General features: G+C 41.7%; 13 protein-coding genes. All 13 read left to right on the plus strand.

The genetic code is table 11. The features are described from left to right. The first annotated feature begins 82 nt into the window (after positions 1 to 82). The 13 genes from ACFPA1_RS01905 (at position 83) to ftsA (ending at position 14142) form a co-directional block, all read left to right on the plus strand. Entirely contained in the window at positions 83 to 2002 is a 1920-nt protein-coding gene (locus ACFPA1_RS01905) for a stage V sporulation protein D (protein ID WP_213140840.1), read from the plus strand. Between the two features lie 168 nt (positions 2003 to 2170). After that, positions 2171 to 3640, plus strand: coding sequence for a UDP-N-acetylmuramoyl-L-alanyl-D-glutamate--2,6-diaminopimelate ligase (locus tag ACFPA1_RS01910; RefSeq protein ID WP_213141308.1), 1470 nt, complete (start codon positions 2171 to 2173; stop codon positions 3638 to 3640). Then, on the plus strand, positions 3640 to 4089 hold the full coding sequence (locus ACFPA1_RS01915) for a hypothetical protein (RefSeq protein WP_378581024.1): 450 nt from the start codon (positions 3640 to 3642) through the stop codon (positions 4087 to 4089). Before ACFPA1_RS01910 ends, ACFPA1_RS01915 begins: the two co-directional genes overlap by 1 nt. 1 nt (position 4090) lies before the next feature. Continuing rightward, positions 4091 to 5065, plus strand: a complete 975-nt coding sequence (mraY, locus tag ACFPA1_RS01920) for a phospho-N-acetylmuramoyl-pentapeptide-transferase (protein ID WP_378581026.1) — start codon at positions 4091 to 4093, stop codon at positions 5063 to 5065. Further along, the gene (gene murD, locus ACFPA1_RS01925) at positions 5066 to 6418 is read left to right on the plus strand and encodes a UDP-N-acetylmuramoyl-L-alanine--D-glutamate ligase (protein ID WP_213140838.1); all 1353 of its coding nucleotides are present in this window, start codon (positions 5066 to 5068) and stop codon (positions 6416 to 6418) included. A gap of 150 nt (positions 6419 to 6568) precedes the next feature. Continuing rightward, the gene (gene spoVE / locus ACFPA1_RS01930; protein WP_378581848.1) at positions 6569 to 7633 is read left to right on the plus strand and encodes a stage V sporulation protein E; all 1065 of its coding nucleotides are present in this window, start codon (positions 6569 to 6571) and stop codon (positions 7631 to 7633) included. 147 nt (positions 7634 to 7780) lie between these two features. Next, positions 7781 to 8872 (plus strand): undecaprenyldiphospho-muramoylpentapeptide beta-N-acetylglucosaminyltransferase, encoded by a 1092-nt coding sequence (murG, locus tag ACFPA1_RS01935; RefSeq protein WP_213140836.1) that lies wholly within the window; start codon positions 7781 to 7783, stop codon positions 8870 to 8872. 80 nt (positions 8873 to 8952) lie between these two features. Next, a complete protein-coding gene (gene murB / locus ACFPA1_RS01940) occupies positions 8953 to 9861 on the plus strand; it encodes a UDP-N-acetylmuramate dehydrogenase (RefSeq protein ID WP_378581028.1) in 909 nt (302 codons plus the stop codon). A gap of 251 nt (positions 9862 to 10112) precedes the next feature. After that, positions 10113 to 10904 carry a cell division protein FtsQ/DivIB gene (locus tag ACFPA1_RS01945; protein WP_378581030.1) on the plus strand — a complete coding sequence of 264 codons (792 nt, stop codon included), beginning with the start codon at positions 10113 to 10115 and terminating at the stop codon, positions 10902 to 10904. Continuing rightward, positions 10888 to 11589: a DUF881 domain-containing protein gene (locus tag ACFPA1_RS01950; RefSeq protein ID WP_378581849.1), complete on the plus strand. Its 702-nt coding sequence runs from the start codon at positions 10888 to 10890 to the stop codon at positions 11587 to 11589. The genes ACFPA1_RS01945 and ACFPA1_RS01950 overlap by 17 nt, the downstream gene beginning before the upstream one ends. A 42-nt stretch (positions 11590 to 11631) precedes the next feature. Beyond that, complete coding sequence (locus tag ACFPA1_RS01955) at positions 11632 to 12363, plus strand: DUF881 domain-containing protein (protein WP_213141306.1); 732 nt, start codon at positions 11632 to 11634, stop codon at positions 12361 to 12363. Further along, complete coding sequence (locus ACFPA1_RS01960; RefSeq protein WP_213116413.1) at positions 12363 to 12725, plus strand: small basic family protein; 363 nt, start codon at positions 12363 to 12365, stop codon at positions 12723 to 12725. Before ACFPA1_RS01955 ends, ACFPA1_RS01960 begins: the two co-directional genes overlap by 1 nt. 121 nt (positions 12726 to 12846) lie before the next feature. After that, positions 12847 to 14142, plus strand: a complete 1296-nt coding sequence (gene ftsA, locus ACFPA1_RS01965) for a cell division protein FtsA (RefSeq protein ID WP_213140833.1) — start codon at positions 12847 to 12849, stop codon at positions 14140 to 14142. Positions 14143 to 14154 lie beyond the last annotated feature (12 nt).

The following is a 14154-nucleotide window of genomic DNA, read 5'->3' on the forward strand; positions in this document are numbered from 1 at the left end:
ACCGTTTGGACCCGTTCTAATCAAGGAAGTACAAGCATATAAATGAACGATAACGTAAAGGAGTAGGAGGCATTGTTCAAATATGCGCGTTTCAAATGTAACGGTCCGTAAACGGTTATTACTTGCACTAATCATCGGAATTCTGATCTTTTTGATTATTGATGTCAGGCTAGGTTATGTACAATTTTATCTCGGAGACATGTTGACTGGACGTGCAAAGGATTCTTGGAGCCGGAATATTCCATTTGAGCCCCAGCGAGGCGAAATTGTTGATCGCAATGGTGTTCCGTTAGCGACTAATATGAGTGCCCCAACTGTCTGGGTTGTCCCAAGGCAGGTTAAAGACCCGGCGGCAACAGCTGAAAAACTGGCCTCAGTCTTAAATATGCCTAAAGAAACAGCCTATCGCGAGATAACACAAAAAGAGAGAATTGTTCGGATAAAGGAAGGGCGAAAGATCTCCCATGAAAAAGCAAAGGAGATCCGGGCATTAGGTCTTGAAGGTGTCTACATTGGGGAAGATTCTAAACGACATTATCCTTATGGCAGCTATTTAGCCCATGTTCTAGGCTTTGCAGGAGTGGACAACCAGGGATTGATGGGTCTTGAAAAATATTATGATAAAGAGCTGAGCGGGGAAAGAGGCTCTGTTAAATTTTATGCAAATGCCAAAGGCGAACGAATGAATGATATGGCGGATGATTATGAGAAGCCCGTCAATGGTCTTGACCTAAAATTAACGATTGACACAAAGGTCCAGACGATTGTCGAAAGAGAGCTGGATATTGCTGAAGCTAAGTATAACCCTGATGGACTAATTGCCATTGCGATGAACCCGAACAGCGGTGAGATTTTAGCGATGTCAAGCAGGCCATCCTTTGACCCGGCAAATTTTCGCAACGTTCCGCAGGAGGTTTACAACCGGAATTTACCTGTCTGGATGACGTATGAGCCGGGGTCGACTTTTAAAATTATTACGCTGGCAGCGGCATTGAATGAGGGAAAGGTAGACTTAGAGAAAGAACACTTTCATGATTCCGGCTCAGTTCAGGTAGCCGGTGCCAGGTTGAAATGCTGGAAACGAGGCGGACATGGAGATCAAACCTTCTTAGAAGTGGTGCAGAATTCCTGCAACCCCGGATTCGTGGAGCTTGGTCAAAGGCTGGGAAAGGAAAAGCTTTTCCAATATGTAAAGGATTTTGGCTTTGGCCAAAAGACAGGAATTGATTTACAGGGGGAAGGAACCGGGATTCTATTTAATATGAACCGCGTCGGCCCGGTTGAATTGGCAACAACTGCTTTCGGACAAGGGGTATCTGTTACGCCAATCCAGCAGGTTGCTGCAGTGTCTGCTGCCGTAAACGGCGGGATCTTATATAAACCTTTTATTGCAAAGGAATTAATCGACCCTGTAACTAAAGAAATCGTAATGAGAAATACTCCAGTTGAAAAGCGCAGGGTTATTTCTGAGGACACATCCAAGGAAATTCGCCATGCTCTTGAAAGTGTTGTTGCCCAAGGTACTGGAGGTAAAGCATTTGTTGATTCATATCGGATTGGCGGCAAAACTGGGACAGCCCAAAAAGCCCAGGGCGGCCGATACTTAGAAAATAACTTTATCGTCTCGTTTATTGGCTTTGCTCCCGCGGATGACCCGCAAATAGTCGTTTATGTGGCGGTTGATAACCCGAAAGGCGTAACCGCATTTGGCGGTACCGTAAGTGCTCCGATTGTAGGGAATATAATGAAGGACAGCTTGAGTGCGATGGGGGTAGAACCAAGAAAGGATCAAATTGAAAAAGAAATTAAATGGCCTGATACTGCACCAATCGAACTGCCTGATTTTGTTGGCATGACAAAAATTGAGCTTATGGAACAAATCTTGAACCTTCGAGTTGATGCAAGCGGCGAAGGTGATGTTGTTGTGAGACAATCTCCTGCACCAGGAACGAAAGTAAAGGAAGGTTCAAAAATTAGACTATACTTCGGCAGTGGTGATTAATTAAAAATCTTAAAGCATTTCTCACCTCTAGTTTTTGCCGATGCAAAGAACAAAATGGCAAAAAAATTTATTTTCATGTAAAATAAAGTGAAACTTTCGCCCACTAGTCTCTTCTAAAGGGGCATTGGCAAAAGCAGAGGTAAGGTAATGAGAGGATTTGAGATGACCATGAAGCTGAAAAAGCTGCTTGAGAGTTTGCATCTGATAATTCCCTATGAAGGAGAAGACAGGGAAATCACTTCAATAGAAAATGACAACCGCAAGGTGCAAAACGGGAGCTTATTTATTTGTATTAAAGGGTACACCGTGGACGGTCACGATTTTGCTGAATCGGCCGTAGCGAGCGGTGCTGCTGCTATTCTCGCGGAACGTCCGCTTAAGCTTGATGTTCCTGTTATCGTTGTGAATGATACAACAAGAGCGATGGCGGTTCTGGCTGATACCTTTTTCGAACAGCCTTCAAAGAAACTGCATTTGATAGGAATTACAGGTACAAACGGAAAAACAACAACCAGCCACATGATTGAAAAGATTTTTGCTGATTATGGGCGGATTACCGGATTAATTGGCACGATGTATACAAAAATAGCTGATAAGCTGATTGAAACTAAAAATACCACACCTGAAAGCTTAACGCTGCAAAAAACCTTTAAACAAATGGTGGATGATAGGGTGGAAACAGCGGTCATGGAGGTCTCTTCACATGCTTTGGATTTAGGAAGGGTCCATGGCTGCGACTTTGACGTGGCCGTATTTACCAACCTTACTCAAGACCATCTCGATTATCATAAGACAATGGATGAATACCAACGGGCAAAGAGTCTATTATTTGCTCAGCTTGGCAACACCTTTAACCAGCAAAAAGCTAAATTTGCCGTGTTAAATGCCGATGACCCTGCGTCAAGCCTGTTTAAACGGTCGACGGCTGCCCATGTTGTGACCTATGGGATCGATTCAAAAGCGGATATTCAAGCCGAAAATATCCAGATGAACGCATCAGGCACCGAATTTGAGGTCGTGTTTGGCAATCGTAGATATCCCGTTAACATTCAGTTTATCGGCAAATTCAGCGTTTATAATGTTTTGGCCAGTATCTCGGCCGCACTGGTATCGGGGCTTCCAATTGAGACGATTATTCGCTCTCTTGAAAGTATTAAGGGAGTGGCAGGAAGGTTTGAGCTTGTGCAAGCAGGCCAAGATTTTACCGTGATTGTCGATTACGCCCATACACCGGACAGCTTGGAAAATGTTTTGAAAACAATCCAGCATTTTGCCCGGAAAAAAATCTTTGTTGTAGTCGGGTGCGGTGGTGACAGGGACAGGACGAAACGTCCGTTGATGGCGCAAATTGCCTGTCAATATGCAACTGATCCGATTTTCACCTCGGATAATCCACGCAGTGAGAATCCGCTTGAAATTTTAAAGGAAATGGAATCTGGGATTCAAGGCAGGAACTATATTTATCGGGTGATTCCTGACCGTAAAGAAGCCATTGGCGTAGCGGTAAAGCAGGCAACAGCAGGTGATGTCATTTTGATTGCCGGCAAGGGACACGAAACCTATCAGATTATCGGCAGTGAAGTTTATGATTTCGATGACCGGCTTGTCGCTAGGGAAGCAATTGAGGAGAGAAAATAATGGTTTTGACCTATCGGGACTTAGCTGAAATTTTTTCGGAAAAACAAGGAGTCCAAGGCGATTTTGCTTTTTATACGGTGACTGACATGGCGGGGGATATACAGCCAAAGGGACTGTTTATCTCCATAAGCGAAGATAGCGGCAGTCTATCTGAAGCCATTGCTCAAGGTGCTATTGCGGTTCTTTGGGACAAACGAAATAAACTGCCGAATTACACTCCAAATCATTTTCCGGTCTTTTTTACAGATGGTTCAGGGGATGCAATTGTACAGATTTTAACACGATATATTGAAAAATTGGATGGAGAAGCAACTGCAAAAATGGAGACAACTAACTTTAAATTTTCAAATAAAAAACTTCTTAATAAAAATAACGAATCATATGATATTGCTGTAATGCTAAAAAAAATAATTGAAAAACAAGAAAAGATACACGGGGGGAGGGGATAATATGCTGGAGCAAGTTATATTTTTCACAATCATCATGGCGTTTCTAATATCAGTGCTGCTTTCACCAGTTTTTATTCCCTTCTTAAGAAGGTTGAAATTTGGACAAAGCATCCGGGAGGAAGGACCTAAATCACACCAGAAAAAATCAGGAACACCGACGATGGGCGGCATCATGATTTTATTTGCCATTGTCATAACAACGCTGGTGATGACGGGCAAATTTTCCGAACCGACAGTTAAAACGTATTTGCTTCTTTTGGTCACGCTTGGGTTTGGTTTATTGGGATTTTTAGATGATTTTATAAAAGTAGTCCTGAAGAGAAACCTGGGATTAACCTCCAAGCAAAAGTTTTTAGGACAAATTATTATTTCCGTTATATTTTACTTGGTGTACAAACAAAACGGGTTTTCAACCGATATCATTCTTCCATTTACCGACAAGTCGCTTGATTTGGGATGGTTTTTTGTCATTTTTATTGTTTTTTGGCTAGTTGGATTTTCGAATGCTGTCAATTTAACGGACGGATTAGATGGTTTGGTGTCCGGTACTGCCGCTATTGCGTTCGGCGCGTTCGCCGTCCTTGCCTGGAATCAGTCGCAAATGGAAGTTGCGATTTTTTCTGTTGCCATTGTCGGTGCTGTCCTTGGCTTTTTGGTGTTTAATGCCCATCCGGCCAAGGTTTTCATGGGGGATACAGGCTCGCTTGCGCTGGGAGGGGCGATTGCCGCCATTTCGATCCTAACGAAGCTAGAAGTATTGCTCCTGATCATTGGCGGGATATTTGTGATTGAAACATTATCAGTCATTCTTCAGGTTGCTTCCTTTAAAACAACTGGAAAGCGCATCTTCCGAATGAGTCCCCTGCATCATCATTATGAGCTTGTCGGCTGGTCTGAATGGAGAGTAGTTGTTACTTTTTGGAGTGTCGGTCTAATTTTTGCGATTCTTGGAATCTATATCGAGGTGTGGTTGTAATTGAAGCAGATTGAATCTTATCGCCATAAAAAAATTCTTGTCTTAGGGTTAGCCAAAAGCGGAGTAACGGCCGCCGCTCTTTTACATAAACTTGGAGCCTTTGTAACAGTTAATGACAAAAAACCACTGTCGGAAAATCCTGAGGCTCAAGGGCTGTTAGAACAAGGGATTAAAGTAATTTGCGGGGAGCATCCGGTTGAACTGCTGGATGAGGGATTTGAGTTGATTGTCAAAAATCCCGGAATACCATATACCAATCCAATGATTGAAGGCGCACTTGAAAAAGGTATTCCTGTCATAACTGAAGTGGAGCTTGCCTATGAAATCTCCGAAGCCCCACTTATCGGAATTACCGGAACGAATGGGAAAACCACTACGACAACCCTCGTTTATGAAATGCTGAATGAAGGTGCAAAGCAGCCGTTAATTGCAGGGAATATCGGGACAGTTGCTTCTGGTGTTGCTGAGATAGCTGGGAAAGACAATACCATTGTTATTGAATTATCATCCTTCCAGTTAATGGGGATTGATACTTTCAAACCGAAAATTGCTATTATTACAAACATCTATGATGCCCATCTAGATTATCATGGGACTAGAGAGGAATATAAAAGGGCAAAAGCAAACATTACGAAAAACCAAACAGAGGAAGATTATTTGATCGTAAATGCCGACCAGGAAGAAACTTTCGAAATGGCCCGCCATTCGAAAGCCAAAATCATTCCTTTCTCTACTAAAAAAGTGCTAATGGAAGGGGCCTGCATCAAGGACGGCTGGATTTGTTTTAATCAAGAAAAAGTCATGGAAATTGAGAAAATTGTTCTGCCGGGCCGCCATAATTTAGAAAACATCTTATCGGCCATGGCTGCAGCCAAGCTTTCAGGTGTTGAAAATCATGCGATTCAACAGGTTCTTCTTACATTTACGGGAGTCAGACATCGATTGCAATACGTTGCTGAAGTGAATGGGAGAAAATTCTATAATGATTCAAAGGCAACGAATACGTTAGCAACAATCAAAGCACTTTCGGCATTTAACGGCCCGATTGTCCTGCTTGCAGGCGGTCTGGATCGGGGTAATGAGTTTGATGAGTTGATTCCTTACTTTAAAAATGTAAAAGCAATGGTTACATTCGGCCAGACAGCACCAAAGCTTGAACGCGTTGGGCAAGTTGCGGGAATAAAATGCATAAAGCGTGTCGATAATGTTGACATGGCTGTACCTGCTGCATTCGGATTTTCGGAACCGGGTGACGTTATTTTGTTATCTCCTGCCTGCGCCAGCTGGGATCAATATAAAAGTTTTGAAATCAGGGGAGACATTTTTATCGAAGCGGTGCATAGACTTAAGTAGGGGACTTGTCCAAAGAAAAGCTTTAAGCGCCTTCGGACCAAGCACAGCTTGGTTCTGCGATTGTCCAAAGAAGCTTTCCTTTGTGCCCTAAAACTTGTAGTTGAGGTGTTTGTGGTGCCGACAAAGAGAACAACTCCCGATTTTATTTTAATGATCGTTACCTTTACCTTGCTTGCCGTAGGGTTGATTATGGTGTACAGCGCGAGTGCAATCTGGGCTGAATATAAATTCGAAGATTCCTTTTTCTTTGCAAAACGGCAAACCTTATTCGCGGGTGTAGGCATACTGGCCATGTTTTTTATTATGAATATTAACTACTGGACATGGCGGACGTGGTCTAAAACTATTTTAATTGTTTGCTTTGTTTTATTAATTCTCGTCCTAATCCCGGGTATCGGAAATGTTCGGAACGGGTCACGAAGCTGGATTGGCGTAGGGGCGTTCTCGATTCAGCCGTCAGAATTTATGAAGCTTGCAATGATTGCCTTTTTGGCAAAGTATCTTTCGGAACGGCAAAAATTGATTACTTCCTTTAAAAAAGGACTTGTACCTTCATTGGGCCTCGCCTTCGTTGCGTTTGCAATGATTATGCTTCAGCCTGATTTAGGGACTGGTACCGTCATGATGGGCACGTGTGTGGTGATGATCTTTATCGCGGGGGCTCGCATCAGCCATTTTGCCTTTCTGGGACTCATGGGAGTAGCCGGATTTGTCGGCTTAATTGCCTCTGCTCCCTATCGGATTAAAAGGATCACGTCGTTTCTAGATCCGTGGTCCGACCCCTTGGGAAGCGGATTTCAAATTATTCAATCGCTTTATGCCATAGGCCCTGGCGGTTTGTTCGGACTTGGTCTTGGTGAAAGCCGGCAAAAGTTTTTCTACCTGCCAGAACCGCAAACCGATTTTATTTTCGCGATTCTCTCGGAGGAACTGGGCTTTATTGGCGGCTCATTCGTTATTCTTTTATTTGCGCTTTTATTATGGCGCGGGATCCGTATTGCCTTAGGAGCACCTGACTTATATGGAAGTTTTCTAGCCGTCGGAATAATCGCAATGGTTGCGATTCAGGTTATGATTAATATAGGTGTTGTTACAGGACTGATGCCGGTTACGGGGATTACCCTGCCATTCCTAAGCTATGGAGGATCTTCCTTGACACTTATGCTAATGGCAATCGGTGTGCTCCTGAATATAAGCCGCTATTCAAGATATTAAAGAGTACCCTGTTGATTGACAGGGTCTTTTTGTTTGTTTCTAATTTTCTTTTTTCATTACAAATAGATAACATTCTTTTTTCGATAGCTTTTTTCATATAATTTTTATAGTAGAATGTGTTTAGCTGACTTTTACGAGGTGAGAAATTTGAAAATAGCGGTAAGCGGCGGCGGTACAGGAGGTCATATATACCCTGCACTTGCACTTATTCGAGAAATCCAAAAGGAAAATAATCAAGCCGAATTTCTATACATAGGTACAAATAATGGTTTGGAGAGTAAACTTGTTCCCAGGGAAAATATCTCTTTTAAGTCTATCCACATTACAGGCTTTAAGAGAAAGCTATCCTTTGAAAATGTGAAAACGATTTGGCGGTTTCTTAAAGGAGTAAGAGACAGTAAAAAAATATTAAAAGAATTTAAACCGGACATAGTGATTGGGACAGGCGGATATGTTTGCGGACCGGTTGTCTATGCTGCTGCCAAGATGCAAATCCCTGCAATTATCCATGAGCAAAATAGTGTTCCCGGCTTAACAAACAAGTTCTTGAGCCGTTACGTCAGCAAAATTGCCATTTGTTTTGATGAAGCGAAGGAGTTCTTCCCTAAAGACAAAGTAGTCTTTACAGGTAATCCCCGCGCATCTGAGGTTATTGGTACGGATGGCATTAAGGGGCGGCTTTCTGCGGGTTTGAGCACAACTGAGCCTTGTGTCCTAATAGTTGGCGGGTCGAGAGGGGCGAGGCCTATAAACGAGGCGGTTATTAAGGCGATCCCTGAGTTTGCAGGTAAACCATATCAGGTGCTTTATGTAACCGGTGAAGTGCATTTTGAAGATGTTAAAAAAGAAGCTGAATTGATTGGAAACCCCAAAAATGTCGTCATCAAACCTTTTATTCATAATATGCCCGAAGTTTTGGCAGGGACTGATTTAGTGGTAGCAAGAGCAGGGGCTACCACATTGGCAGAGCTCACTTCGCTTGGAATACCTAGTATTTTAATCCCAAGTCCGTACGTAACGAATAATCATCAAGAAAAAAATGCCAGGTCACTTAGCAGTCATGGAGCTGCACAAGTATTACTGGAAAAGGATTTAACCAGCGTGGCCCTTGTTAAGGAAATAGATCGAATTTTGCTAAATAAAGATATCCTGAAGGAAATGAAACAAAAATCCAGGGAAATGGGTGTTCCGGATTCAGCCGTTAGACTTTACAAAGTGATGAGGAATCTGATGAAATAATGGTAATCATTAGTAGCCCAAATTATTTTTTTGGCATAAACTAAAACGATATGTAAGTTAGGAAAGCTAGGTGGTATAAATTGGTTGAAGCTGTAAAAGAATTGCAAGAATTAAATATCGGAAAAGTGAAGATAAATGAACCTCTTGCCCATCACACCACAATTAAAATCGGCGGTCCCGCTGATATATTTATTGAACCTTCTTCTGTTGAAAATTTGCAAAAGGTAATGGAAGTTATTAGAAACCATCACTTAAATTGGCGGGCCATCGGCAGAGGCTCCAACCTTTTAGTGTCAGATAAAGGAATTGAGGGAGTTGTTCTTAAACTGGGCAATGGCATCGATTCGCTTGAGATTAATGGAACTGAAATAACTGTTGGCGGTGGACATTCACTTGTTAGTCTATCTACCCTAATTAGCAAAAAAGGTCTATCCGGTCTGGAATTTGCTAGCGGAATTCCCGGTTCTGTAGGCGGGGCCGTGTACATGAACGCTGGAGCGCACGGGTCTGACATCAGCAAGGTTCTTACAAAAGCCCATATCCTATTTTTGGATGGTTCAATGGAGTGGCTTTCTAATGAGGAGCTAGAGTTTTCTTATCGGACCTCCATTCTGCAGAATAAACGTCCGGGTATCGTCGTCGAAGCTGTATTTCAACTCGAGGCAGGAGAAAAGAACTCGATAGTAGCCCAGATGCAAAAAAACAAAGATTACAGGAAGGAAACTCAGCCTTGGAATTTTCCGTGTGCAGGCAGTATTTTTCGGAACCCGCTGCCTAATTACGCCGGAAAATTAATTGAAGTAGCTGGCCTTAAGGGCTTTAGTATTGGCGGTGCAAAGATTTCCGAAATGCATGGGAATTTTATTGTCAATGCCGGCAATGCCACGGCAGGGGATGTGCTTGCCTTAATTCAGCATGTTAAAGATACGATTTACCATTTATATCAAATAAAAATGGAAACAGAAGTTGAAATCATCGGGAGAAAATAAGCAAGGCCGCCTGTGGTATTTTCCTGACATTAGTTCCAAAATTTTACCCTTATTTTGAGCAAGAAATGTCTTACGAATGACAAATATTGTGATATAATTACTGGTAATATTATAGGGAAAATGCGGTAGAAAATGAATGACGGCATGACTTTTCGTGCCGTTGTTTCACTTTCTTAGAAGCGTCTTCCAATGTTTTGGACAAGCAGGACAATAATAAAGGGAAACCACTTTTTATGGTGGAGGAATTATAAATGGAAAATGGAAAAATAGTTGCTCTAGAGGATCGAATTCCTAAATTAAAAGAACAAAGGCGGAAAAAAGCAAACAAAAGGCTTGTGCTTTTATTGTTTTTGTTTTTTACGATGATAGCAGCTGTTGCTTATACACAATCACCGTTAGCCCATATAAAAAAGATTACCATAAAAGGAAATGAGGTATATTCCCAAGCCGAAATCATCAAAACAAGCGGCCTAACGAACAGCACGAACATTTGGGAAGTCAGAAAGGATACAGTAGCCGCCAACCTGAAACGGCTATCTGAGATTAATAGTGCAGAAGTTAAGGTTGTATGGCCGAATTCAATCATAATCCAAGTAAAAGAACATAAAAGGATGGCTTACCTATACCAAGACAATGCCTACCTTCCGGTGATGGAGAACGGAAAAATCCTAACCAATAAAAAAACTGATATGATTCCCAGCAATTCTCCGATTCTAGTTAAATTCGAAGAAGGACCAGTCCTCGATGAAATGGTTGAAGGGTTAAAAAATCTTCCGGTTGGAATTGTGAACTCCATTTCTGAAATTCATTACACTCCGAAAAAAACCGACAATTATCATATTACTCTTTTTATGAATGATGGTTTTGAGGTAAGTGCCACACTTAGAAGCTTTGCTGAAAAGATGGTCCACTACCCTTCCATAATCAGCCAGTTAGACCCAAATAAAAAGGGCATTATTGATTTAGAGGTAGGTTCATATTTTAAGGCTTTTGATACGGAAGTGGAGGAAAATAAAGTTGAAAATCATGAAGGTGAAGGGTAATCATCTCGTCTTATCCCTTGTCTGTTTAGTTTTGGGGTTCATCATGGCATTCTCCTATCATTTAACCCAATTGGAACATGAATCGGAAAGGACAAGCCTTTCTGATAACCAATATACAACAACCTTAGCCTTACGAAACCAGTTAATTTCGCAGGAAGAGGAGAATCGAAAACTGCAAAAGGAACTGCGACAAAAACAGGCCAGTGTGACAGAAAACGAAAAAAACCTAGCAAAGGAAGCACAGGTGTTTACCAACCTTGCCGAGGATGCAGAAAAATACAGAATGTTTTTAGGTAAGGTAAAGGTTACGGGAAAGGGAGTAAAAATTACTCTGACTGATGGGGCTTACAATCCGAAAGAACAGAATATAAACAGTTATTTGGTTCATGAACATCATGTTTTCAAGGTGATCAATGAGCTTTACATATCGGGAGCGGCTGCGGTTGCGATAAATGGCCAAAGGTTAACGAGCCATTCTTATATTAACTGTGAGGGCCCTGTCATAACGGTTGATGGAGTGCAGCATCCAGCCCCTTTTGTCATCACAGCTATCGGAGACCCTGAGGTCCTTGCTTCATCTATTAACTTAGTCGGCGGGGTGAAGGATCAGCTGGTTAACGATAATATTATTTTCACATTAGAAAAAGAAAGTGAAATTGCTTTAAACCCTATTCTTGGCGGTTAATAATGTGTCCACGAGTATATATGAGAAGGCTGGGTGGAAAAAGTGGACAAACGGAAAATGAAAATAAACTTTACGCTGATTGCGGCGATAATTGGTTTTATGATTGCAGTCCAATTTCAAACGGTAAAAAAGCCTGAGGACAGGGATACAAGGGATATTTGGCAGCTTAGAGAAGCCTTGTTAAAGGAAAAGGAGCTGCAATCTAATTTATTGAATGAAATTCGATCAAATGAGGAAAAACTATCAGCCTATAAATCTAAAAGAGAGCAAAGCAAAGAAAAGGCTCTGCGTGACACCCTAAATGAATTAAAGACAGACGCGGGCTTAACAGAAGTAACTGGCCCGGGAATTACTTTAATGATTGAACCTGTCATGGAAAATATTCAACTTGGGGAAACGACAAAGAATGTTGTTTCACCGGAACTCTTGAAAAGACTGTTAAATGAGTTAAACATGTATGAAGCCAAATATGTTTCGATTGATGGCCAAAGGGTTATTAATACGACTGTTATCCGGGATATCAATACCGAAACCAAAATTGATGGCCATACCATAAAGGAACTGCCAATCGAGGTAAAAGTAGTCGTCAATGATCTTAGTACGGCTGAAAAATTATATAACCGAATGAAAGTTTCCAAAGCGAGAGACGAATTTTTTACGGAGAACTTAAGGCTCGATGTCAATGCACCAAATCCGGAAATAACAGTCCCAGCTTATCAGAATCCAATTCGCATCCGGTATATGGAGCCGGTTAAAGAGGGGAGCGGTTCCTAATGTGGCTTCCGGTCATGGGATTAATAATTGGAATTATTCTAGGCTTGCTGACAGAAATTCGGATTCCTGAAGAATATTCCAATTATTTGTCGATTGCTGTCTTAGCTGCACTCGACACATTATTCGGAGGAATCCGTGCCTATTTGCAAAATATTTATGATGAAAAGGTCTTTGTTTCTGGATTCTTTTTTAATATAATACTTGCTGCAAGTTTAGCTTTTCTCGGTGTTCATCTTGGTGTAGACTTGTATTTAGCAGCGGTTTTTGCGTTTGGCGTAAGGCTTTTTCAAAATATTGCTGTAATTCGTCGAATTTTGTTAACGAAATGGTCAACAAAGAAAGAAAAATTAGAAAAAAGTTGAAAATTTTTAAAGGGAATCATTTAGTTTTGACGAATATTTTTATAAGATATGACTATGAATAATTCATTTGAACAAATAAATTGTTGTTCAATAAAAGGGAAATTAAAGGAGGTGCCAGAGAATGAACAGCAATGAAATATACGTAAGTCTTGACATCGGTACATCCAGTGTAAAAGTAATCATTGGTGAAATGGTCAATGACTCAGGAAAAGGCTCGTTAAATATAATTGGAGTTGGCAACGTAAATTCTGAAGGCTTGCGCAAAGGCTCAATCGTCGACATGGACGACACCGTTCATTCTATTAAAAGGGCGATTGAACAAGCGGAAAGAATGATTGGAATGGAAATTCATGAGGTTGTTGTCGGTATACCGGGACACAATATCATGATGCAGCCTTGCCACGGAATTGTAGCAGTCTCTGGTCAAAACCGGGAAATTACGAACGATGACGTTGCACGTGTTATTGAAGCATCCTATGCTGGTTCCATACCACCTGAGAGAGTGAATATGGGGGTTATCCAAAGGCAATTTATTTTGGATGGAAAAGATGAAATCAATGACCCTCGCGGGATGATAGGTGTCCGCCTTGAGATGGATGGAACACTTGTGACCGGATCAAATTCAGTTCTGGCAAATATCATTCGCTGCGTTGAGCGCGCCGGACTTCAATTTTCAGATATTATTCTTCAGCCTTTGGCAGCGGGAGATTACGCTTTATCAAAGGATGAAAAAAATCTTGGCGTCGCCATGATTGATATGGGCGGCGGCTCGACTACAATTGCGGTTTATGAGGAAGGCTATTTAAAAGCTACAAGTGTCATTCCTGTAGGTGGGGATTTGCTCACGAATGATCTATCTAAAGTGCTGCACACATCCACGGAGGATGCAGAAAATATAAAATTAAAATATGGACATGCATTCTATGATCATGCATCTGAAGATGAATTTTTCAGTGTACCGATTATCGGAAGCGACCAGCATCAACAATTTAATCAGCTTTATGTATCAGAGATTATTGAAGCCAGAATGGAAGAGATTTTTGAGCTTATAGCAAAGGAATTAAAACGCATGGGCGTGTCCGACCTGCCAGGCGGTTTCGTGTTAACGGGCGGAACAGCCAATATGCAGGGGTTACTGGAACTTGCTCAGGATATGTTTAAAAATCCCGTCCGCATTGCCCGTCCCGATTATATAGGTGTAAGAGAGCCTCAATATACAACAGCGGTTGGCTTGATAAAGTATGCTTACAAGAATGCTAGATTACCAGGGAGCGTGGCGAGCCCGCAATCCGCAGTTTCAGAGCCAGTCGAAAAGAGGGCCCCGAAGCAGCAGCAGCCAAAAACAAAAGTAGAAAAGCATCCGGAAGAAAAAATGACTTCAAGAGTAAAAAAATTCCTTGGATACTTTTTCGAATAAGCTAAATTGAAA

This window comes from Neobacillus sp. GCM10023253, from assembly GCF_042653105.1.
GTDB classification, from domain to species: domain Bacteria; phylum Bacillota; class Bacilli; order Bacillales; family Cytobacillaceae; genus Neobacillus; species Neobacillus citreus.